This window comes from Veillonella parvula (genome assembly GCF_945949885.1).
Classification (GTDB): Bacteria; Bacillota; Negativicutes; order Veillonellales; family Veillonellaceae; genus Veillonella; species Veillonella parvula_B.
Map to the genome: position 1 here is coordinate 20391 of NZ_CAMFFZ010000013.1, position 23674 is coordinate 44064.

The following is a 23674-nucleotide window of genomic DNA, read 5'->3' on the forward strand; positions in this document are numbered from 1 at the left end:
AGAAAATCCTGTTATTCGATATTACTAATATTAGGGTCAATACCATCAACCTCTAAATCAAGTAATCCGATTAAAGCGTCAAAATCACAGATTACTAGATGGTGTTTGTCATAGGCTACATAGCCTAACTTACGTAACTCACTTAACATGCGATTTAAACTTTCTCTTGATGTGGCAGCAAACTCAGCCAATTCTTGATTTGTTAGGGCAATATCAATAAAGATACCATCCTCGCGCTTTACACCATAACTATTGGCTAAGCGCAACAAGGTAGAATAGAATGCTCCCTTCTTGCCGTAAAGTAGCAAGTCCCGGTATTTTGCCTGTTGACGACGCATATGTAAAGTGTAGATTTTCATCATTGCAATAGCCAATGAATGGTCTTTTGCAATAGCCCCTTCCAACACATCATAGCGTATACAATAAACAGAGCAATCCTCCCGAGCAATGGCGTTGAACACATATGTTCTAGTGTTCTCCTCATACAACGGAATCTCACCAATTACATTATTCGGCCCTACTAAACGCAACGCAAAAATGTGTCCGCTAGCTTCAAACTTCTTAATGCTCATTCTACCTTTTACTACTACGTAAAAGTATTCTGCCTTGTCCCCCTCACGGAAGAGAAAATCACCTTTTTTAAGATGTAGTTCCTCACCCGGCAAAGCAAGCAATTGGTTAATTAATTTTTGATCCATACCATTATCACTCCACAGTACTTTTATAACAAAATCCATTAGTTATACTAATCTATTTATAGTAAAAGCACGTATACTATATACTTTTTCGTATATATATGATTATTATAACTTATTAATTTCAGAATCTGTGTGTTTTACATCACATTCACAAAAAAAATTACACTATATAATATATCTGTGATGTAAGACATTGAAAAATATTACTGCTACAATAATTATAACGCAGTTTTGTAAGTAAATCGAATGCTTTCTATGGAAATTCTTTAGATTTTACTATTTATATATACTATATATAATCTTATATATTTTTCTTGTCTACATGTATAGTTGTTACAGTAAGGAGAAGTTCAAAATGAACGAACTAAAAATGCCTCAAGTAGGTGCAAGCCGCAGCGAAATCGTGGCTAATTGGCAACCGGAGAATCCGGAATTTTGGGAAAAGTTTGGCAAAAAAATTGCTAAACAAAACCTCATTATATCCACTATTGCCTTAACACTTTCATTCTGTGTTTGGTACTTATGGGCAACCATTGCAGCTCAGCTAAATAGCGCTGGATTTAACTTTACTACTGATCAATTATTTACATTGGCTGCCTTACCAGGCCTAGTAGGTGCCACATTGCGATTTGTATACACATACATGCCAGCACTGTTAGGCGGTAAAAACTGGACATTTATTTCCACAATTATCTTATTAGTTCCTGTTGTGTGGCTCGGCTTTGCTGTACAAGATACAACAACTTCTTATGCGACATTTATGATTTTAACAGCCCTTATCGGTTTAGCAGGTGCCAACTTCTCATCCTCTATGGCATACATTGGTAACTTCTTCCCTAAATCTGAAAAAGGCACAGCTCTTGGTATCAACGGTGGCGTTGGTAATCTTGGCATTTCTGTAATCTACTTCCTAGCTCCATTTGCTATGGGATCTGCGGCTTTAGGTAGTGTATTTGGTGTAACGCCAACAATTATTAAGGGCAACGCAGTATATCTAGCTAATGCAACTTTCATGTGGGTTGTACCTCTTGTTGTTATCCTTGCATTGATGACTCGCTTCATGGATAACCTACCTCTAGAAAAACCAAATCCTAAAAACCTCGTACAAATCTTTGGTAACAAGCACACATGGGCGCTAACATTGCTCTATACATGTTCTTTCGGTGCATTCTCTGGTTACGCAGCAGCACTTGGTCTATTAGTAGGCAAAGAATTCCCTGAAATTCCATTTGCTTCTATCGCATTTGTAGGTCCACTCGTAGCAGGTGCCCTTCGTCCTGTGGGTGGTTGGTTAGCAGATAAAATCAATAGTGGTACAAAAGTTACCTTTATTAGTCTTATCGGCTTATGTGCATCCACCGCATTAATTGCAGTTGCTGTAGATATGCACAACTTCCCATTCTTCTTTGCAATGTCCGTATTAACTTTTGTATGCTGTGGTTTTGCTACCGGTGCAACATTCCGTATGATTCCACACGTATTTGGCAATCCATTGCTCTCCTCTTTAATTACAGGTTTCGTAGCCGCTGTAGCTGCATACGGTGCCTTCGTTACACCTAAGATTTTTGGCTTTGTATATTCCATGTTCGGCAATATTCACCCAGCCTTTGCTGTATTACTTGCGTTCAACCTTGTAACGGTAGCTGTGTGCTACTGGTTCTATGTGCGTAAAAGCGCAAACATGAACGTATAATTTTCTGGAAACAGAAAATTTACGTTCACTCGACGGTACAACAAAATATAATTCACTTTTCTAAACTAAGTGATAAAAGAGAACCCCGCATCTCTCCTCCATACTTATCAGGTCTGCGGCCTAGGGCCTTGACCTCGTAAGTCGGATCGATGCGGGGTTCTCTTTTATAAAAATATAGTTATAAATAAGATACTCAGACATAGTGAATTATATTTTACGCAGTACAGTAAAAAAATACAAAAATTTTTTGTTTAAAATTATAGCCTTCATGTTAAGGGAAGAAAAATGGACTGCAACGCAGTCCCTTTTTTATTATCCAAAGATTTCTTCTAGTAGTGCGTCGTCGATGATAGTACCAACGTAGAAGTCGCTGAAGATTCCGTATTTTGCACTGGCTTCTTCGAAGCGCATATCGTATACAATTTTTTTGAATTGGATGTCGTCGTTACTAAAGATAGTAATACCCCATTCCCAGTCGTCTAGACCACAGCCACCAGTAGTGAATTCAGATAATACATCCAAGTATGTTTTACCAAGTTCACCGTGAGCTTTCATCAAAGCACCGCGCTCTTGCGGTGGTAACATGAACCAATTGTCATCACCTTCGCGTTTTTTACTCATATTATAAAAACAGATATATTTATCGCGAGGTACATGAGGATATAATTTTTGATTAACTTCCTCTGTATCTAACTTGGCCTTAACATAGGTGCTTACTTCTGTTACAGAAGTATAAGAATAAGTTTGCACCAACACGCTTGCAATAGCTAAACGACGGAATTTACGTTCTACTTGAGCCAAGTATTCAAGGGATGGACCGAGAATCCATAGGATTAAATCCCCTTTTGCTCCATTACAATCATAGAATGCATAGCTACCTTCTTTAGCTTGATGTTTAGCTTCAAGGTCGACTAAGAATGCTTTTAATTCATTGCGCGCTGCTGCTTTTTCATCCTCTGTGAAGCAGTTCCATGCGCTGAAATCCATGGCAAATACCATGTGTTGGCTATGCCAACCTTCTACTGTAGGGATTGCCTTTCCCATTATGATCACTCCTATCTATGGTGATTATATCAAAATAATAATGTATATCTATAATTACGGAAATCAAAAGACTCCACTTACTATTATAGCATATAGAGTCTTTTCAATTTAGTTTCTATTGAGATTTTTAATTAGTATATTCTTTAGTTAAGACTAAATTACTGTTTTTAGGCTGAGATAATCCTATGTCGCTTAATACTATACTAACTCTTTTAAGCAAGTCACTATTTTACTTGTCATTCACAAGTTTTTCTACGAGTTCTTTTGCTTGTTTTACACCGTCAGGGATCCCGATTCCATCAAAAGGTGTGCCGATGAGGTGTAGATTTGGATACTGCTCGGCTACATGTTCACGTACGACTTTAATACCTGCACGATGGCCTACATTATATTGAGGCATGCAGTGAATGAGACGATTGATGCGCACCCACTCTGGCTTGGCAGAAAAATTCATAATATGTTGAATTTCTTTGACTGCCAATTCTGAAAGTTCCTCTTCACTGAGTCGTTCTACTACATCATTACCTGGCTTACCAATAAAGACACGCAAAACCACCTTATCATCAGGGGTAGTTTGAGGCCATTTTTGATTAAGAATGGTACACGCTGTAAGAGGTGTATCCGTATTACGGGTAATAAGCAGACCCGATCCTTTTAAATCACCATCAAAGGTACTTTTATCAAAGGCCATAATAGCAATGGCGCAACTAGATTGCTCCATGGATCGCAAGAAATCAAAACCCGCATCATCCTTAAACCATTTCGTATACGTTGCCGGCGGTGTAGTGATAATCACATGGTCTGCCGTAGATTGACAGCCACAAGAATCGTTACACGACTTCACTACATCGATTGCATATACACCATCAATATATCGAATATCAGAAACTAGCGCACCTGTATGCAAGTGTACATTACTAGGCATAGCCTTGACAATAGCAGTAATCACGCTTTCAAGTCCACCTGTCAATTGACGGAACATGCCGGATTGAGCAGCAGTACCCTTTCGACTTTCCATATCCGCTTGTGTCTTAGCAGACTGATGATTAGAACTAGTCTTTGTCATATGACTAGAATTGTTTACACTATTACTAGCCGAACTATCTTGACTAGTCTTAGCTTCGTGACTTTCAAATTGACGGTCCGTCATAGTACCTTTACCAGCTCGAGGAACATCCCCTTCAGTAACAGCCCCTTTGGTGGCCTTAGAGACACCGGCTTTGAAGTGACTCATCTTAGCAGCCATCATACCTTTCACCATGTTCCCATATTTTTGTTCTACTTGAATAAAATGAGGGAATGTCGACAATAGACTAATTTTATAAATATCGCCACCATAGATACCCGCTAATAGGGGCTCGATGAGTTTATCCATCATTTCTTGTCCTAAGTGGTATTTGAAAAAATGACCAATGGATACATCCCCATTTTTATCGAGTTGGTATGGTTTCTTAAAATAATCTAGGCCAGCACGCAATTTACCAGGCCAGGAAATGAGCGTTGCTTTCACAAAGGGCATCATTTCCGTAGGAATGCCCATGATGGAGCCGCCCGGAATTGGGTGGATAGAGCCCTTATCATACACAAAGGCTTGACCTGTTTCATTAGACACAAGGGTATCTCCTAACCCAAGATCATGCACGAGATCTGTCATTTCTGTTTTACGACCCAAATAAGAGTCAGGACCGAGTTCCACTACGAAGTCATCCACACGTTGCGTTTGTATTTTCCCCCCAAATCGTGGTGCTTGTTCGTAAAGAGTAATGGTCCATTCCGGCTTTGCATGACCTAGATAATAAGCCGCTGTTAGCCCTGTTAAGCCACCGCCCACAATTGTTACGTTCACGAATGAATCCTTTCTATTATTGCACTCGCCATTGCTTGTAAAAATGTTTCATTACAATTTGGCATGGGTGCACGCATATATGTTGCGCCCTTTGCTTCAACGAGTTCTTTACACTCCACATCATTATCGTACAGTACCTCAACGTGATTACTTACAAACCCAAATGGTACAAAAGCAATGCGAGTAGCATCAGTTTGTAAGGCTTCATTGATTGCATCCTCTACAGTAGGGCCCAACCATTGACCATGAGGAGCCTCACTTTGCCATGCTACAGTCCATTTCGGTAATTTACAATGTTCAGCAATCTCTTTAGCACTTTCCTCTAAAGCTAACGCATACGAATCGCCACCATGATTATTAATGAGCGGTATACTGTGCGCACTAAAAATAACGAATACATCTTTAGCATTATGCACACACTCTGAAAGTGCTTTTACCCAGTATTCCTTGAAAGTTGGTTGGTCCCACCAGGAACGGATAAAGTCGAATGTCACATTATCATAATTTGAAATAGCTGCTTGTACTTGTTTTTCATAAGCCCCTGTACCGAGAGCGGTAAAGAATGGAGCTGTTACAATAGCGATAATATGCTCCGCTCCTTGCTGGACTAAAGAGTCAACCGCATTTGCAATGGATGGTTTCATATGTAAAAAACCAATAGCGGAAGGCATAATTGGCAACAGAGTAAGCAAGGTTTTATATTGGCACTCTGCCATAGTTTGGAGTTCAACATTTTCCCATTGACCGATTGTATCATAACGCTTAGTGAGATTTGTAAGCTCTGCTTCCGTTGGTACACGGCCACGACGAATGCTCGTCATATAGGGTACTAAATCATCCTTACTTGAAGGGCTACCATAAGACAGGAATAATAATCCCTTTTTTTCTACTTTCACTAATTTACCTCTCTTGAGCCCAAAGTTCACGACTACGTTCATGCACATAGTCCGTTAGCCAATGGAGTTTTTGAGGATCTGCCTCAGGGAATACGCCATGACCTAAATTAAAGATATGGCGCCCATAGCGAACACCGTCGAGCAAGATGCGATCTACTTCGCGGGCCAATGTTTTTTCGTCTCCGAACAAATACGCCGGATCTAAGTTACCTTGTACCGTTTGTGTTACGCCGCGCTCGTTTGCCATAACGATGGAACTACGCCAATCAAGGGCAATGACATCTAAAGGCAAGTGAGACCAAATAGACACCAAATGATCCGTACCAACACCATTCATGGCCATTGGCAAATGAGGATATTTAGCTTTCACAGTCTTTATGATTCGTTCCATATGAGGGTAAATTCCTTGTTTATACTGGTCTGCATTAACAGCACCTACCCAAGAGTCAAAGATTTGAAGTGCATTAGCACCCGCTTCGGCTTGCATGGACAAGTACGCAATGGACATGTCCGCTAGTTTTGTCATCAATGCATTCCACATATCTGGAGCACCAATGAGCATACCGCGAGTCTTATTGTAATTCTTTGTTGGGCCCCCTTCGATAAGGTAGGACGCAATAGTAAACGGTGCCCCGCAGAAACCAATGAGCGGCACGTCGAGCATACCAGAAGTTAATAATGTAATCGTTTTCGCAATATAATCTACCTTTGTAGGATCAAAGGTTTCTAATTTATCCACATCAGCCATAGAGCGGATAGGCGTGCTAAATACAGGCCCCACACCAGCCTTGAGCTCTACATTTACATTCATAGCCACCATTGGGCTCATAATATCTTTGTAGAGAATCGCCGCATCGACGCCATATTCCTTAACAGGTAATTCCGTAACACGAGCACATAGCTCAGGCTCTTTTGTAATTTCAAATAATGTATATTTTTCTTTGATTTTGCGATATTCCGCTTGGCTACGGCCAGCTTGACGCATATACCACACAGGCGTTACACCCGGGTTCCTCCCTTGGATCATGTCCAAATAAGCTGTGTTCAAGTACTCAACCCCTTTCGTTCTAAATGTATACTAACACACTATGGTAACCAAAACAGTTACTTTAGTTACAATCACTTACATTATTTATTCTTTAATAATCCCTGTGAAAGCATATGCCTCCACAGGGATTATTATTTCATTACCACTTTAATTTGACTGAGTCTTTAATTCAAGTCTGAAATTTATTTAGCTACGACTCAATCTATGGCAATCGATGCCCATAATAGATTGAGCCATATCATATACGGAGCGTTGACAAGTAAAGAGCCAAATCTGTTGATTTTTCCCAAGCTCAGCCAATAATTCTAAAGCACTACGTTGACGATTTTCGTCAAAGCGCACAAGAATATCGTCCAAGATAATCGGCAAGGACTCCACTTGATAAGAGAATACCTTAGCTAGGGCGAGTCGTAATGACAAGTACACTTGATCAGCTAAGCCACTAGACCAAAATTTAAGTTCTAGTCGTTCCCCATTATTGTTGATAAGTGCTACCCCTTTATTGATGCCTAGAATATCAAGCGTATACCTCTCACCAGTTAGTTTTTCAACATAAGAGGAGGCAAGCTCTAACATATGAGGTTGTTTTTCTTGTTCATACGATTGTTGAGCCTTATCCATACAATGGCTTATCAATACTTGCGTAGCCCAATCTTCGAGAGCAGACTCTAATTCACTTTGTAAAGCCTCTCGTTCTTGCAACATTTGGTGTTGCTCCTGGTCAGATCCAAGTGTACGCATTGCTTCAACGATTTGACCACGGCGCTCGTACAAGGTAGCCAATTTATCTTCAATAGAGGCTATTTCACGCTCAGAGTGAGCCAATTCATCTAACCAGTTATCTTTGTTGCCTTCTCGCAAACGACGATAGAACAGGTCTTTATTCTCCGCATCAGGAGCAAGTAAATCCAGCTGTACCTGACTTTGCTTGTAGATAGTTTGCCACTGTTTATATTGGTCCTCATCGATAAGATGTTGACGATACTCGTTGGAACTTTCCATACCAGCTTTATGGAGCAGTTCTTGTTGACGAAGAAGTAGCTCTTTTTCCTTACGATGCCAATTATCGTATTCATTGCGGAAGCTTTTACGTTGTGCTTCCTTTTGTTCCCATACAATTTTATTTTGTTGAAAGTTCTTATATTGATTATAAATACGTTTTAATTCCGTAGGAGATACTGGTGACTCTATTCCAAGGTTATACCACAAAGCCATCGCTTGGTCTTCAATAATGCGTAGACCTTCTTTATGCTCCGCTAAACGCTTTTCATAGCCTTCTATAGTACGTAGTTGCTCATGATATTGATCATATTCATGTTTGAGACCAAAGAAATCATCTTCATCGAGACTCTTAGCCGCCCCTTGCGGTAACCAGTTTTGCCATGCTGCGAGGGCTTCATCATAAATACCTTGTAAGATATGCCCTTCCTGAATCCAACGCTCAAGATGTGCCTCTCCTTCTAAGGATGGTACAGGGCTCACTGTAGGTGTAGCAGCCTTGATCAAAGCCTCTAGCTGATGTTCTACATCAGATTTACGGGAAGATAAAATTTGTAACTCATAGTTTAATTTAGACACATCAGAGTTACCATTATGAAGCCTCCAGGTAGCATACCAGAATAGCCCCATAGATAGAATCAAGAAAATAAAACCACCTATAGTATATAATGCAGATTCAAGAACCAACAGGCCTGCTAATACTACCAATACAGCTATAACAGCACCTATACCACTAATGCGTTGTAGCCATTTTGGCAGAATTGTGGGCTGTGCATCTGAACCATAACTATTCCGTCTAGCCTCTACTTGATCTATATCCATTAAGATACGATCTAATTCACGTTCTAAATATTCTTTTTTAGCTAATTCTTCTTCACTAAAGTTAGGTAAAGTTGCACCGTCAAGGTTCGCCGTCGGCACCTCATCGGTAGCCTCTGCAGGCTTGCGGTCTTGCCAATGTAAAAGTTGTTCTTTTGCGGTGCGCAAACGACTTGCCAAACGTTCTCCATCAAACCAATTGATGTCTTCTGCCATTGGCTCATCGTGACGCCACGCAGAATGTAAGGTGCGTGAAAACTCTAATTGTTCTCTAACCTTACGGATGTACACATCGCCTTCTTCGCACTCACGGCGTAATTGCTCCCATTTAGCACCTTGTTGAATAAGATCTTCAATATCTTGGCCGTAAGTTCCAAATGGGCTATCAGGACTAAAGTTAGCGGGCATCAATGCCGCTTCCTTTTCCTGCCATAACTGCATATTGTCGCGAGCCCGTTTAATTTCTTCATCAAGGTGTAGGAACTCATCACGACTCAAGGCGAGCTCACTATTATACTGCTGCATGTGCATACGCGCCTCTTCACTGCGACGATACGTATCCCACGCACGCAATACTACATCGATACCATCCCGATATTCCTTCCATTCTTTCAACTGATTTTGCAATTCCATTTCGGTTTGCTCCGTACTGTGAAAGACGGTTTGTAATTCCACATATTGCGCTTCATGCTCCGCCAACTGACTCAACTTTTGACGGTTTTCTTTAAGCTCATCCATCAATACATTGATGCGACGTTTACCGTTTGAGGATGCTACAAGTAGGTCTGTAGCCCCTTTTTCAACATCCTTAACAGCTCCACCTAAGTGTTCTCCCCCTTCGGCGCCAAAGAATCGAGAACGAACCTCTACCTCTTGTAATACATCAAGGCCTTGTAGATCGTCTAATGTTAACGCAAATATGCGGTTATATGTTTTTTTATCGATGCCATGCCACCAATGTTGAGCTGGCTCTTCATGGATGGCAGGATGACCAGGGCTGTAAAAGTCTAACTGCTTACCCTTACGACCGATATAGTAACTTTCACCATTACGGTCCACATCAAGGGCCCCCGTCATAGGGCCATAAGCCTTATGAGTACCGCCAAATAACAAGGTGCGCATCCCTTCGAGCAAGGATGTTTTACCACTTTCATTAGGGCCATACATGAGTTGAACTCCATTGTCACCCGTGGTGAAAGACCAGTCGCGATACGGGCCAAATTCATCAAATCGTATACGTTTAATGTTCATCATTAGCCCCCATCAACACAGTAACACCTTCAATTTCACAACGTTTCAAAGCTCGTGCCAATAATTCATCACTCAATAAATCGGCATATGCGCCTAAGCGCTTAAATTCAGGACGATTAGCCATGATTTGACGCGCAGTCTGTATCGCATCTCCATCTACCATATCGTCATAAGCACGCAAGTAATCACCTACTACATCTGTTAATAAACGTCGTTCAACTAGATTAATACTAGGTCGTGTATTAGAAATAATACGGTAAGGCATAACGAATATAGATTTGCCTTTCTCTTCATTTTGAGACTCTTGCAACCATAGTTTTCGAATCTCCTCTTGCGTACATAGGCGATGTAGAGGTCCCGTTCCGGACAAAACAAGGGATAGCAAGATGTTTTTCTTATGTTGCTTTCGCAAGTTTTCTTTTTTATGCCGCAAAATCTCTAAGAAATCTGTTTCATTTTGCATGCCAGCAATATCGATTTTGATTTCCTCAAATCGGACTGCACAAGTGTCGATAAATTGCAAATCACAATGACCATTATGAGATACGGATACAAGATAACATCCTTTAGGTCCATGTTCTTTACGATGCAATCCTTGCGAATTACCCGCATAAACTACGAGAGGTTCCTCGCTAAGAACTTGAGATTTATGAATATGGCCCAATGCCCAATAATCCATGGCAGCCTCTGTTAAATCAGTTAAGTTACAAGGTCCTGTTACATTATGATTTTCAGAGCCTACACTAGAACCTACAGTACCATGCATGACAGCAAGGGAAAACTCATCCCGTTCAAAAGCTCTGTATTGACGAGCATAGTTGTCGCTTTCATTACCATGACCACAACTAATGCCATATACGCCACCAATTTCTATATTGTTAACGATGAGCGGGAAACGCTGTACCTGTTCGCTAGAAAATATATGGACATTATCTGGCATCTGCAGTTGCGCTTTCCAGCTTTCAGCAGGATCATGATTACCTTGTACCATATAGACATCAATACGATGCTCAGCCAAGCGATACATGGCGCGCACAAAACGGACTTGAGCCTCTAAATTATGGTCTTCGCTATTATAAATATCCCCAGCTATTACGACAGCATGCACATGTTCTGTAATAGCAGTATCAATAATTTTATCTAAGGCTACATAGGTTGCTTCACTTACGGCGCGATCAACAGCATTGCTAATACCTGTAGCATATTGAAAGGGTGCCCCTAAATGCAGATCACCACAGTGTATAAATCGAAACGGCTGCATCTATATCCACTCCTCCATTAATATTTTTATTATAGTTATATATAGTAATTACAATAGTTTATTATACTACAAAACCTTAAAGATAAGTTAAAAATAACTATCATTTAGCATCAAAAAGATATAGTTAAACTAAACTTCTCTTAACTATTAATAAATATAAATTATAAGATAAGCTCATATTCTTTCATCATAAGATATGAACCATAACATGTTATTATTTTTGTTAACCAATTCATATATTAAGTTGACAATTTATGCGTGAACGTTTACAATCAAATTGTCAATATATTATGTTTTTATTAAGTTAACAATTCACCGGAGGCTATTATGGCTTTGCCTATAGATCAACAACCATCCCAAGTGGGTACATACGAAAAAATTCTTACCATTGCAAACCGCATCATGAACGGCGGCGAAATTACAAAAGAAGAAGCAATCGAGCTGATTCATACTTCAGATGATGATACCATGATTCTACTCGCTATGGCTGATAAAATTCGCCAACATTTCAATGATAATTCTGTGGATGTATGTGCCATTGTTAATGCTCGGTCCGGCAAATGTCCTGAAAACTGTAAATTCTGTGCTCAATCCGCACACCACAACACAGGCGTTCAGGAGTATCCTTTCATGGATGAAGAAAGCATTCTCCAAGCAGCACGTAAAGCTAAAGAGGCTGGTGCAATTCGTTTTTCCATCGTAACAAGTGGTCGTAATACTAATAACCCTGATGAATTTGATCAAATCATCCATGTATTAGGCCGTATCAAAAATGAAATTGGTCTTGAAATCTGCTGTTCCCTTGGGTTGTTAACTTACGAACAAGCACTCAAATTAAAAGAAGTTGGTGTTACTCGATACCACTCCAATATCGAAACGGCACCTAGTCACTTCCCAGATATTTGTACTACACATTCCTACGAAGACAAAATGTTTACCATAGATAATGCACAAAAAGCAGGCATCCGTGTTTGCTCTGGCGGCATTCTTGGTCTTAACGAAACATTAGAACAACGTGTTGAAATGGCGTTCGAACTTAAACGTTTACATATTGACTCCGTGCCATTAAACATTTTGAATCCTGTTAAAGGGACTCCATTTGAAAGCAACGAAGCTTTACGTCCATTGGATATCTTACGTACCTTCGCCGTATTCCGTTTCATCTTGCCAAACGCATTGATACGGACTGCAGGTGGCCGCGAAGTAAATCTACGAGACTTACAAGCTTATGCTCTAAAAGGTGGCCTAAACGGTATCATGGTTGGTGGCTACTTAACTACTGGCGGTCGTTCACCTCAAGACGATCTCCAAATGATTCAAGACTTGGAGTTGACTCGCAATACAGCTCAAGTCTAAAAACCTCATATATACCATTCTCTACATCTAGAGGATGTAGTATATAAAATATTCCCTAATGCTTTATAAATATTTTACACATAAAAAGAACCATCTAGTTGCTGTACTAGATGGTTCTTTTATTTCCATAATAGGGTTATAGGACAAAACGTGTTGCAAATTTAATCCCATGAATTGAAAAAAGATTGATCATAATTATGTAAATCACTCCAAATAATGGCATCACCCCATGTTGAAATTGAACTTTCTAACCTAGATTGTAGTATCATGGTATTATAGATGTCAGAGATACTTTTATTGATCGGCATAACCTTAAGTATTTCTTTAAATGAAAGCGGGTTCGGTGAGTGCATATAGCACCACCAGAACACCGCTTTTATTCGTCTTTCAATGGACAGCCCACGGTGATTACGTAACATAGCGCGTAATTGTGCGTTAACTCCACCTTCAATTCGATTATTTGTAGCAGGACATTCAAATTCTAAGGATTCGTCTAAATAGGTAAATAACAGATTTTTATTGATTAATTTAACTAAGGAATTTTCTGCCTTTATTAGACGTTCATGCTTGGGTCGTATTGTCCCATATTCATCTATTGTTGTTTCCACTAAAAATACTTTATGCCGTATTTTCCAAGACATTAGATTTTGAACCCAAAAGGTAGCTTGATCCTGTGTTTTTATGACTAATAATGCTTTTGCTAACCCATATAATTCATTTACAGCAATACTTTTAGGTCGTGTCGTTGTATAGCGCTTAACTTGTTGAAATGCATTAAAAACAACACATTCTGTCCTATAAGCCCCATAATAAAATATAAATGGCTTGACCATTTGTGTTCTCTGCAATGGGCTCAGGATTCTCATTAAATTCTACATTCTCATACGGCGTCCCGTCTGACATGTACGCATCTACCTTCAATGTTTCCATGGTTCGATTATATCTACTGATATAAACTTTATATCGCAATTCGTCGCCACCCAGTTCATTAACTCGCAGCCACAAAAGCGCATCGTAATCACTCTTCTGTACACTGTCATTGTCAATAAATAATTGGTTTCCTGATGCATCTGGTCCAACATAGTACCAGTCCGTTGCATTAGTAGTCCCCCCTATGCTGAATAGCCACAAAAGTGTTAATATGGTGAATATTTTACTCATATGACTACCCCTCTCATGCTATCGAGCTGTATATTTTATAAAAGCTTAATGTGGATAAACCTTTATAAAATATACAACTTCTCCTTTATATAATACCAAAATTGTCCCATATTTATCAACAATAATTAAAATTAATTACCATGTTTTTTACAAATATAAGAAATTTAAAGAAATTTATTAAATTTCTTCATTTTTAACTCATTTACCATTCCTATAATAATAATGTCAAATGATAGATAGAGGTAACAATTCCCTGGTTGCCGTACGTGTATTTATCTCCCGACAAGTAATACTAACCCCAAACCTACTACTTGTTTAAATACATGTTTCATTTGATATTAATACTAACACTCCCCTTACATGAAAAAAGGACTCCCAATGGAGTCCTTTTTTCGTTGGCTAAATAAAATTATAAGATATAAAAATACATGAGTATACATACTATTTACTTTGTAACCCACGATAAGCAAATTCGAAAATAATACGCTGAGCTTCTAACCACTGATCACTCTGAGACCACTTATATTGTTTATTAACGGCATATAGTCCGTGTACTAAAAATAAAAAAATAGATACGCCCACATCAAATGAAACCCCAAGTGCTTCTGCCATAATAAGCCCTTGTCGATCCTTTTCACACTGTATAATGCGTTTTAATACATATTCTGAAATTTGTTCATCTAAAAATAAAGGTAAATACTTTTTATGTCGTATAATACGCTGACATAAAGGCAATCTATCAAAAATAGAATCGTATGCTTCTCTCAACGAAACAGAATTAGAAGCAGCTGATAAGGTGTTAGCTATAGTTTGTAAATTGTTGTTATCTACCATTCCTGGCTTTGAATAAGCGATTGCATCATCCACTAAATCATCAACAATCTCCATGATATTACTATAGTGTAAATAAAAAGTAGAACGAGTTATACCTGACGTTTTACACAACAATGTTACTGTTATAGACTCAAAAGAATGGTTCTTTAAACAACTAAGCAACCCTTCTTTTAACAACATACGTGTCATTTCTTTTCGAGTTATCATAAAACCTCCAATATAGACACTTTTATACAATATGTCTATTAATAAACAGAGTGTTAATTATTGTTGAGACTAGTATAACAAAACAAGGTACACTAATTCTAGAGATTACAAATAATAATCTATTCAATTAAATCAATAATAATTCAATTAAGGAGATAACTATGACACAATATACTCACATTCGAAATGCAACGGGAAAATTAACAATAAAAAACACAACATTTCTTATTGATCCATTCTTAGCACCAAAAGATACTTATCCTGGCTTTGAAGGAACATTTAACTACCAGCAAAGAATGCCTATAATTGATTTGCCTGTATCAATGGATGAGCTATTAAACGATGTAACAGCAGTAGTAGTTACACATACACATCTTGATCATTGGGATGATACGGCAATCAATTCTATTCCAAAATCACTTCCTATTTTTGTACAAAATACAGCGGACAAAGAACTTATTACTTCACAAGGCTTTATCGATGTACGCATCATTTTTGAAAGTCTGGAGTTTAATGGTATCACATTAAGAAAAACAGGTGGCTCACACGGCACTGTAGAAATGTATGCCAATCCAGTTCTCGCACCATTAGCAGGCGATGCGATGGGCGTTATTTTTGAAGCAGCAGACGAACCAACTGTGTACCTTGTAGGCGATACAGTTTGGACAAGTGATGTAGAGAAGGCCCTCCTTCGCTTCGACCCTAACGTTATTATTATGAACACTGGATATGCTCAAATTTTAGGCTTTGAAGATAGTATTATTATGGGTACAAAAGATATTGGCCGCATGGTGGTACGCAAACCAGAGGCTAAAATCATTGCGGTTCACATGGATACAGTTAATCATACTGCAACAAGTCGTAAGGATGTGCGCAAATTTATCAAAGGCACCAACATTGAAAGCCATGTAGCAGTGCCTGAAGATGGTGAAACCATCACACTTTAATAGGTCTAAAACAATTAGTACATTATACTACGGCTAATACAAGACTAGTAAAAAATCTATCCACAAACAATAAAAAACACCCTCTTAACTCTAATAGTCATAATAACTATAAGATCTATAGAGGGTGTTTTTATACTTAACTACAAATTATAATCTATCAAAGGATAAACTATTTTACTTCAGCCCAACCTAAAGCAGCACGCTTTTCATCGATATCTGCCAAGATTTTCTCAGCTACTTTAGCAGGATCCGTATTTACATACATAACAGAGCCTAAGATATCCTTAGTATCTTCTTTAAGCCATTTTGTAACGGCATCAGAGCCTTGTGTAGGTGGCTCAACACAGTGATAAGAGTTAATCCCCATCAAGCGGAAGCCAAGGGATGCATCAATACCCTTTTCGTTAGACCATTCAGGGCTAGACATAGCAAATGGCAATTGTGGTAAATTAAGGCCGAGCTCTGCAGCAATACCACCGAAGATGCCGGAGGAACGTGCATTATCTACACATTCGCCCACATGCCATACTGGTGGTTGATCATCACCCAAGAACTCTTGCAATGCAGGGCTACATTTCTTGTTAGCATCTGTATTGCAATAGCCAAGTTTCATCAATGGGAAGGATGCACAACCGTTTGTAAGGATAATACAGCCATTTTTAATAAGTGTATCAACGATATCTACAGTTGCTTTTTCGTAGATAACGCGAGGGTTGGAACAACCTACTACGTTTACGATACCACGAACTTTACCAGATTTTAAAGCCTCTGCCAATGGTTTGAAGGAACCGTAATGTTTAACAGTGGATTCTGGAGAGAAACCAACTTCAGCAGTAATTTCGTATGGCGGAATGAATACAGGCATACCTTTACGCAATTCATGAGCTTCAAGAGCGCGATCCAAGATTTTGCGAGCCAATTCTTTTGTTTCAGCCAAGTTAGTGTGATGGTGATCGTAACCAATGTGTTCTGCACCTGGTAAACGAGCTGCATCAGATGTAGTGATAACTTTTGTGTTGAAGCAACGTGCTACGTCCATAATAGCAGGATAAACGTCTTGAACGTCAGCTACCCAGCAATCAAGTGCGCCAGTACCAAGTACAAGTTCTGCACCGATAGCATTACACAATGGAATAACGTTTTCGTAGCGGTACATGCTGGACAAGCCAGAGCAACAAATACCATAGAATTGGATGCCTTTGGCACCGATAGCTTTCGCTTTTTCTAAATATTCTTCAGAGGCACCAATTGTACAAATTTGAGATACTAATGTTGGCAAGTGACCATGAACAGCGATGTTAACATACCCTTTTTTCAAGGCACCAATGTTAACTTTGGAAGTACGACGACCACCTTGCCCGAATAATGCGTCTGTTGCGATATCCGCTGCCACTACGCCAGTGAATGTGAAAGCAAGGCCACAACGTAAGAATTGCTTCATGTTGCTTTCCCAATCGCCATCAGTACCTACGCATGTACGATGATATGCATCGAAGGCTTCATTGTATGCAGAAATAGGTAAGATATCCAAGTTTTTCCAAACTTCGCGGCGTTCAGCAGGAGCCATCGCAGTAATTGTTTTATATTCGCCAGGTAATGCACGGCTCAAATCTTCTAATAGAACATCTGCCAAGTCATTTGCCACTTCTTTTAAGGAACGATTTTTTTCAGGGATATTGAAAGCTTTACATACAGTACGGATTTTTTCTTCCCCCAAAATTGGCATATCCAATTGGTCATTAGCAGCCGCTTTCAAAGAAATCAAGATTTCACGAGCATGCGCACCATGTTGAGTCAAACCACCTGCAGCAGCACGTGTCATATTACGCGCTACGATAAGATCAGCATCGGCACCACAGACACCACGAGGACTCTTAGGTGTAATTTTACATGGACCCATGAAGCAGATACGGCAACATACACCGGCAATACCGAATGTACATTGTGGTTGTTGTTTATCAAAACGGTCAAATACTGTATCGCAACCGATTTGCTCCATGCGAAGAATCATTTCGCGTACCGCAGGATCTGGTGTTTGTTCAATAACATTTTGTTTTGTAGGCCATGTTTTACGATACTCAGCAACGGCTTTCATATAGTCATTTACGCCATGTTCATGAGGTACCCCTGGTTCATGAGTGTGTGGCACCCATTTATCCGTCGGAAGAGCCTTTGCATGACTATGGTCGTGACCATGGTCATGATTGTGGTCATGTTGATGATCGTGATTGTGACCATGATGATCATGACCGCCACAGTGGCAATGATGTTCATGATTATGATTGTGACCATGATCATGTTGTTCACCATGATTATGGTCATGGGTATTTTTGTTTTCCACATCTTTACTCATTTGAAACCTCCTAGGGACCTACATAGGCCAACCAATAATAACAAAAACATATTCTACTTTTAATTATATTTAAATCCACTACAATGATGGTTTTTAAATCCTATCTCCTAAATATGTTTTAAACTACCATAAGTATATTTTCTGAAAGGACATTTGTCAATTAAAATTTGAGAAATTTTTGACACATCTACATCTAAGAATATGATAATTACAATATTTATTAAATTCGATTCTTTCAGTTTCTTTTCATAAACAAAAAAGACTAATTCCTAAACTTTACAGGAATTAGCCTCTATAATTTATTTATTGATTGATTTACGTATTAATTTATTTATTAATTATTAATTCATTAATATGCTCTACCCCCTCAGGATATGCCACCTAAATATCTTTATATCTATACATTACAAAAATTGCTGCATAATATGTGCTACTTCAGATAAATGGAAACGTTTTGCCCTATCAGACCTCGCCACAAAAACTAATTGACGGAAACAAAGTTTCGATGCAAGAGGATAGAATCTAACCTTATCGTCATCCCCCTTGCTATTAAGAGTATTCGGTAAGAATGTAATACCATAATCATCTTCTACCAAGGACCGGCATGAATCTAAAGTTTCAGCGCCAATTACGGCTTTTGGCACAAAGGATTCCGCTTGACATAGACGGTTTACCAACGTCCGCAATTTAAGTCCCTCTCTTAGCAAAATAAACGGAAATGCTCCAAAGGGTGCAATTTCTCGAATTCCATCATTAGTCATGAGAGAATCTGCAATATCTATGGCCTTCTTGTTTTCCACACTAATGGCCAATAAAATCTGCTCATCTAAAACGGGATAACTTTCAAGGTCCTGAGAATAAATCGGCGTTGGAAATAATCCTACATCTACTAAGCCATCACAAATTTGCTGTTCCAAAAAGTGAGATTCTCCCTCTACAACATGGAACTCCCAAGAAGGTTCAATCTGTTGAAAGCTTTTCAATGTTTTCCCAAGCATATGATGTCCATAGAATTGAGACAAGCCGATACGCACATGATAGGCTACATCTGTGCCTTGATTAATGATAGATTGCGTTAAAGCCTCCACCTTTAAAACTAACGGCATGCCCTCTTTTGCAACTTGTAACGCCGCAGCAGTTGGCACGACTTTTGTGCGATCACGAACAAATAACGTAACTCCTAGCTCTGCTTCAATACGACGAATCCCCTGACTCAACGCCGGCTGAGAAATATATAATTTTTTAGATGCCTTTGAAAATGATGCCATCTCAACGATGGTACTAATATATTTAATGTCTTTTATGTCCATATACAAGTCCTTATAACTATGTCCGTATACAAGTCTTATAATAAAACATTATTTCTATTATAGCTATACATTACTAAAATATATGTTACATATACATGGGGAAAAATAAAAATACCAAGAAATTTAGTGTCTTACAAAGCTAAATTTCTTGGTATGTCTTATAAGGTAAACGAACTACATATAGGATGCGATAGAACCACATTCTATTACAGCCCTTTTTAATTTTTAGATCACATTAAGGACTTAAGTACATCCAATACTTCTTGAGGCAATTCGTTTTTATGACCTTTAAGTTTTTCCACATAGTCATAACGGAATTCGAAAGCTTGGTGTAATTGGTGATGGTATTCACGTACTTCGAATGGAGGTTCAAAACCTGGTACCTCTACATAGGAAAGATTTTCGTATTCACAGAATGGTTTGAATTCTAATGTACCTTCCACCAAACGTTCCAACAAATCAAGAGTAACTTCTTTAGGAATTTTATTTTCCAAGAAGAAGCCTGTGTTCATGATGTAGCATTCAACACCACATTCGCAGAACAGTTTTTTATAGCTTTCATAGTCACGAACCAATGGATATGTACGGAATGGATTTGCGTAAGGTTCGATAACAAGTGCATTTGGATCGACATGAGCATCCAGTTTTTCTGCCGTAGAGCGGCGAGTTGCCAGCGTTGCCCCCATTGTAGACGCCAATACAGGATCGGAGATTTTAAGGATTGGTGGCAAAGTTTTATCTTTCATAAGCCATACTATGGCATTAACAGGTTCACCAACGTAGTTTACACGGTTATCCGTCCAGAATTGAGATTTGATAGCACGACCATTGCTATTACGCACATCTTCGGCCAATACAACCTTGCGACCATCTTCATCCATTGTTACGCCTACGTTTTGTAGTGTTAACAAGAATTCATTAGCAGGATGTTCCACAGGATAATCTTGCATTTTATCGAAGTATGTAGGTTCAAGAGCAATAGAACTCAAATCGTTTGTATTGATAACATACGCATCGTCATGCAAGATAGAAATATCATATCGACCATCATGTTTTTCATGAGTCAATGTGGATTTACCGGAACCGGACAAACCGAATACACCGATAGTATATGTTTTACCACCTTCAAGGTTGTAACGTTTCATACCGCCGTGGCATGCAACATAATCAAAGCGGTTTGCCAAGGACCACGCAAGTGTAAGCGTACCTTTTTTATGCTCCCCGAAGTAGCGCATACCTAGAATCATGGCACAGTTATGAGCAGGGTCAAAAATAGCAAGACCACCTGGATGACCTGGCACAACATAGTCAGGATCAGAGTAAATATAGATATCGCCTTCTGGAATATCTACACTATCGTTGTAGAATTCTTTTACAGTCGCATCAAAGAACTTGAAGTTCATAAGCCAAGAATACAAAATAGACGCGTGATCTTTTGGAATCATCAAATGAGCACGAGCTGTGAATTTTTTATCAAGACCAACGATAGATTCCGCAGAAATCCACTCTTTATTGCGGCTATCATATACTGCATCGCGTGCAATGTTAGCGAGTTCAACTTCATCTATGCCTTCATCGCCAATAATACGGCGAGCTTTAGCATAACGGCCAGTAGTTTTACCATCGTTTGTAACAAGAACCTTTGCATCAGCTGGCAAACCTTGCTCTAACGGTTTAAATACTGGCATATCGAGGATGATAACACCTGGCTCTTCAGAGGCTAATTGATACGCTTGTGCCACAGATGTTACAGGAGTTACATTGTTCCCATAGAATGCAGTTTCAATTGTACTGCGCATCATAGAAAATAATGGGTTTGTTTTGATTTCACTTTGCTTCCAAACGCGTCTTGTAGACATAGTATCTAGATCCTCACCTTTAAATATATTAGTAATTTCTCTTGTAAAAGTAATCTTGTACATGAAAACACTGCTTAGGCAAATACTTTCATTATTTTCTATTTTACCCTTTTCAATCAAATTTGTATACATAAAACAGATGATTTATAGGAAATTAATGTATGTTTATTTTGAATTAGTGCAACACATTTGTAATGTAATAAATTAATACCTAGCGGTATGAAACTATTAGTATGCAATAGAACACCTTAAAAACTAGACATAGTTACAAAGTAACTAGTTATATTTACAAATCAACTAGTCAAATAGCAAAACGAAAAAGAGGCCAGGTCCTAAGCACTTGCCTCTTTCACGTTTAAAAAATACAATTATTTCTTATCTTTATTGATAAATGCATCGATTTTGCTAATTAGATCATCTACCTCAAAATCACCGCGTTCTGCAATCATCTTAATTGTTGCTACCTTAGTCATTATTTTTACCATAGGTGTTTTTAATTTCTCAAATTTAGGATTTAAAGAAATCAAATGATCTACAATATCCGGGCATTGTTTAATTAGATTAGATAATGTTGTTTTTGCATCGATATGGAATCGACCATTTGCATCAGTTGTTAGTGGTTCTTCTTCTACCTCTTCTGCTGCCTCTTGAGCCAAGGATTTTTCTTTACCACCATCGCCTACAAAATCAGCTTTATCCCAAGTCAACAATGTACGGGCCCCCTCAAGTTCACGGATATGAGTACAGTCTTGCATCATTTCCAATACGCCGCGGAATTTACCATTTTCATCGCGCACTGCTGTGTAGATAACATAGATGAACAAGCCTGGTTTATTAATCCAGAATTCCGCTTGGCTTTGTTCGCCAGAACGGAACTTCTCTACGATTTCTTCTACTATATGAACCGATTTTGCGGGGTGACAATTCTTCACTTCACGGCCGATAACGTTCGCACTGCGAGGGAAAATACGATGTGCCGTATCGCTGTAGAACTTAACTAGTTCATTTTCATCTACATAGGATAAATCTACTGGTAAATGACGGAACAACAAATTAATTTGCTCTAATGTCAATTTACCTGTGGCTACATCGAGGACTGCATCCTTACCAACAGGTGCACCACCAACAGGACCTACATATTTAGATAGCAAGCCGGCTAAATCATTTAAAAATTCGTTAGATACAGCACCACCTTGAGCTGAATTATTGCCATTCAATTGCGCCGCAGAATCATTAATACCTGGCACTACATATAAACCTGGCGCATTGATGATAGCATAACCAATTTCATGGTCATTTTTACTCATCCGAACAAACTCTTCGTCACTCAACAATTTATAAGACGTTGGCAATAAGACTTCTAGTTCTTTAGAATTCAAATCCCGTAATTTCGCCAAAGTTTCTGGCACAGACGCTAGGAATTCTTCGTATTTATCTTCCCGAAGCAATGCATAGGATGCAGAGATAGCATCGCGCACAGCATCATCAAAGGTCCACATAATGCGCGTTGGGCGGTCAAAACCGTGGTCCTCAAGCATTGGATACAGTTGATTTTGCTTACGAGATAGATGAGTTCTCCACTCTGCTAAGGAATCAAAAACGCCGAGCCACGGATTTTTGATAAACTTCTCTTGTTTTAACAATTCATCTGCTTCAAGGGCTACCTTTTCAACAGCGTTGATTTCTTCCAAGTATGCCCTCAACGGATGGTTCTCAGGATACTCATTTTCAGCACGCACAAAAACGCCATCAAATAGATCTAAGAGATCGTCCATTTTCTCTAGGATTTCTTCGTCCTTGTAAACACCTTTCAAGCTTTGCTCTGCATAGGCAAACTCATCAGGTGTACAAGTACCTAGTTTCTCTTTTAAAATGCGATTGCCCTCTTCTAAGGACAATTTACCATCTAAATAATCTTCTTTAATGGACACAATAATTCTGTAACGTTCATTGTTAATATCTAGCTTTTGTTTTAATGGATTCATATGCTTATACCTCCACGGGCTAATCTATAATTATGTTTTTATTATATCATTTTGAAAGTAATTTTCAGTTGCTACAGATACAATTTCGATTTATTTTTAAAATTTAC

16 protein-coding genes and 1 pseudogene are annotated in these 23674 nt (G+C 38.8%); 3 read left to right on the top strand and 14 right to left on the bottom strand.

Annotated elements, in window-relative coordinates; genetic code table 11:
* Positions 1-11: 11 nt before the first annotated feature.
* On the bottom strand, positions 12-698 hold the full coding sequence (locus Q7O55_RS05355) for a Crp/Fnr family transcriptional regulator (protein WP_303929002.1): 687 nt from the start codon (positions 696-698) through the stop codon (positions 12-14).
* Positions 699-1053: 355 nt separating this feature from the next.
* Between Q7O55_RS05355 and Q7O55_RS05360 the strand changes: the two genes are divergently transcribed.
* Positions 1054-2391, top strand: a complete 1338-nt coding sequence (locus tag Q7O55_RS05360) for an MFS transporter (RefSeq protein ID WP_303929003.1) — start codon at positions 1054-1056, stop codon at positions 2389-2391.
* 312 nt (positions 2392-2703) lie between these two features.
* Here Q7O55_RS05360 and hemQ read toward each other — a convergent pair whose 3' ends face one another.
* The 6 genes from hemQ to Q7O55_RS05390 all read right to left on the bottom strand — a co-directional run bounded on the left by hemQ (position 2704) and on the right by Q7O55_RS05390 (position 11555).
* Complete coding sequence (gene hemQ, locus Q7O55_RS05365) at positions 2704-3435, bottom strand: hydrogen peroxide-dependent heme synthase (RefSeq protein WP_303929004.1); 732 nt, start codon at positions 3433-3435, stop codon at positions 2704-2706.
* A 229-nt stretch (positions 3436-3664) separates the two neighbouring features.
* Positions 3665-5281, bottom strand: coding sequence for a protoporphyrinogen oxidase (gene hemG, locus Q7O55_RS05370; RefSeq protein ID WP_303929006.1), 1617 nt, complete (start codon positions 5279-5281; stop codon positions 3665-3667).
* Positions 5278-6177: a ferrochelatase gene (hemH, locus tag Q7O55_RS05375; RefSeq protein ID WP_303929008.1), complete on the bottom strand. Its 900-nt coding sequence runs from the start codon at positions 6175-6177 to the stop codon at positions 5278-5280. The genes hemG and hemH overlap by 4 nt, the downstream gene beginning before the upstream one ends.
* Positions 6178-6181: 4 nt before the next feature.
* Positions 6182-7225 carry a uroporphyrinogen decarboxylase gene (gene hemE / locus Q7O55_RS05380; RefSeq protein WP_303929010.1) on the bottom strand — a complete coding sequence of 348 codons (1044 nt, stop codon included), beginning with the start codon at positions 7223-7225 and terminating at the stop codon, positions 6182-6184.
* 186 nt (positions 7226-7411) lie between these two features.
* A complete protein-coding gene (locus Q7O55_RS05385; RefSeq protein WP_303929012.1) occupies positions 7412-10294 on the bottom strand; it encodes an AAA family ATPase in 2883 nt (960 codons plus the stop codon).
* Positions 10284-11555, bottom strand: coding sequence for a DNA repair exonuclease (locus tag Q7O55_RS05390; protein WP_303929014.1), 1272 nt, complete (start codon positions 11553-11555; stop codon positions 10284-10286). The genes Q7O55_RS05385 and Q7O55_RS05390 overlap by 11 nt, the downstream gene beginning before the upstream one ends.
* Positions 11556-11882: 327 nt before the next feature.
* On the opposite strand from Q7O55_RS05390, the gene bioB reads away from it, so the two are divergent.
* Positions 11883-12911: a biotin synthase BioB gene (bioB, locus tag Q7O55_RS05395; RefSeq protein WP_004694042.1), complete on the top strand. Its 1029-nt coding sequence runs from the start codon at positions 11883-11885 to the stop codon at positions 12909-12911.
* Positions 12912-13072: 161 nt separating this feature from the next.
* Here the strand turns inward: bioB and Q7O55_RS05400 are convergent.
* The 3 genes and pseudogenes from Q7O55_RS05400 to Q7O55_RS05410 form a co-directional block, all read right to left on the bottom strand.
* Positions 13073-13693: pseudogene (locus Q7O55_RS05400) on the bottom strand (IS256 family transposase); the annotation flags it as partial.
* A gap of 13 nt (positions 13694-13706) precedes the next feature.
* The gene (locus Q7O55_RS05405) at positions 13707-14072 is read right to left on the bottom strand and encodes a hypothetical protein (RefSeq protein WP_303929016.1); all 366 of its coding nucleotides are present in this window, start codon (positions 14070-14072) and stop codon (positions 13707-13709) included.
* 441 nt (positions 14073-14513) lie between these two features.
* Positions 14514-15113 (bottom strand): TetR/AcrR family transcriptional regulator, encoded by a 600-nt coding sequence (locus Q7O55_RS05410; RefSeq protein ID WP_277282158.1) that lies wholly within the window; start codon positions 15111-15113, stop codon positions 14514-14516.
* A 161-nt stretch (positions 15114-15274) separates the two neighbouring features.
* Between Q7O55_RS05410 and Q7O55_RS05415 the strand changes: the two genes are divergently transcribed.
* Positions 15275-16060, top strand: a complete 786-nt coding sequence (locus Q7O55_RS05415) for an MBL fold metallo-hydrolase (RefSeq protein WP_303929020.1) — start codon at positions 15275-15277, stop codon at positions 16058-16060.
* Positions 16061-16229: 169 nt separating this feature from the next.
* On the opposite strand, the gene cooS is transcribed toward Q7O55_RS05415, so the two are convergent.
* The 4 genes from cooS to Q7O55_RS05435 all read right to left on the bottom strand — a co-directional run bounded on the left by cooS (position 16230) and on the right by Q7O55_RS05435 (position 23567).
* The gene (cooS, locus tag Q7O55_RS05420) at positions 16230-18413 is read right to left on the bottom strand and encodes an anaerobic carbon-monoxide dehydrogenase catalytic subunit (RefSeq protein WP_303929022.1); all 2184 of its coding nucleotides are present in this window, start codon (positions 18411-18413) and stop codon (positions 16230-16232) included.
* Positions 18414-18817: 404 nt separating this feature from the next.
* Positions 18818-19723 (bottom strand): LysR family transcriptional regulator, encoded by a 906-nt coding sequence (locus Q7O55_RS05425; protein ID WP_303929024.1) that lies wholly within the window; start codon positions 19721-19723, stop codon positions 18818-18820.
* 230 nt (positions 19724-19953) lie between these two features.
* Positions 19954-21582 carry a phosphoenolpyruvate carboxykinase (ATP) gene (locus tag Q7O55_RS05430; protein WP_303929026.1) on the bottom strand — a complete coding sequence of 543 codons (1629 nt, stop codon included), beginning with the start codon at positions 21580-21582 and terminating at the stop codon, positions 19954-19956.
* 368 nt (positions 21583-21950) lie between these two features.
* Complete coding sequence (locus Q7O55_RS05435) at positions 21951-23567, bottom strand: PAS domain-containing protein (RefSeq protein ID WP_303929027.1); 1617 nt, start codon at positions 23565-23567, stop codon at positions 21951-21953.
* Between the last annotated feature and the right edge of the window lie 107 nt (positions 23568-23674).

What these genes read in the sequence shown, in the direction of transcription:
- Q7O55_RS05355 (WP_303929002.1), bottom strand. Translation starts at nt 698, where the DNA reads ATGGATCAAAAATTAATTAACCAATTGCTTGCTTTGCCGGGTGAGGAA.
- Q7O55_RS05360 (WP_303929003.1), top strand. Translation starts at nt 1,054, where the DNA reads ATGAACGAACTAAAAATGCCTCAAGTAGGTGCAAGCCGCAGCGAAATC.
- hemQ (WP_303929004.1), bottom strand. Translation starts at nt 3,435, where the DNA reads ATGGGAAAGGCAATCCCTACAGTAGAAGGTTGGCATAGCCAACACATG.
- Q7O55_RS05385 (WP_303929012.1), bottom strand. Translation starts at nt 10,294, where the DNA reads ATGAACATTAAACGTATACGATTTGATGAATTTGGCCCGTATCGCGAC.
- Q7O55_RS05390 (WP_303929014.1), bottom strand. Translation starts at nt 11,555, where the DNA reads ATGCAGCCGTTTCGATTTATACACTGTGGTGATCTGCATTTAGGGGCA.
- bioB (WP_004694042.1), top strand. Translation starts at nt 11,883, where the DNA reads ATGGCTTTGCCTATAGATCAACAACCATCCCAAGTGGGTACATACGAA.
- Q7O55_RS05405 (WP_303929016.1), bottom strand. Translation starts at nt 14,072, where the DNA reads ATGAGTAAAATATTCACCATATTAACACTTTTGTGGCTATTCAGCATA.
- Q7O55_RS05410 (WP_277282158.1), bottom strand. Translation starts at nt 15,113, where the DNA reads ATGATAACTCGAAAAGAAATGACACGTATGTTGTTAAAAGAAGGGTTG.
- Q7O55_RS05415 (WP_303929020.1), top strand. Translation starts at nt 15,275, where the DNA reads ATGACACAATATACTCACATTCGAAATGCAACGGGAAAATTAACAATA.
- cooS (WP_303929022.1), bottom strand. Translation starts at nt 18,413, where the DNA reads ATGAGTAAAGATGTGGAAAACAAAAATACCCATGACCATAATCATGGT.
- Q7O55_RS05425 (WP_303929024.1), bottom strand. Translation starts at nt 19,723, where the DNA reads ATGGACATAAAAGACATTAAATATATTAGTACCATCGTTGAGATGGCA.
- Q7O55_RS05430 (WP_303929026.1), bottom strand. Translation starts at nt 21,582, where the DNA reads ATGTCTACAAGACGCGTTTGGAAGCAAAGTGAAATCAAAACAAACCCA.
- Q7O55_RS05435 (WP_303929027.1), bottom strand. Translation starts at nt 23,567, where the DNA reads ATGAATCCATTAAAACAAAAGCTAGATATTAACAATGAACGTTACAGA.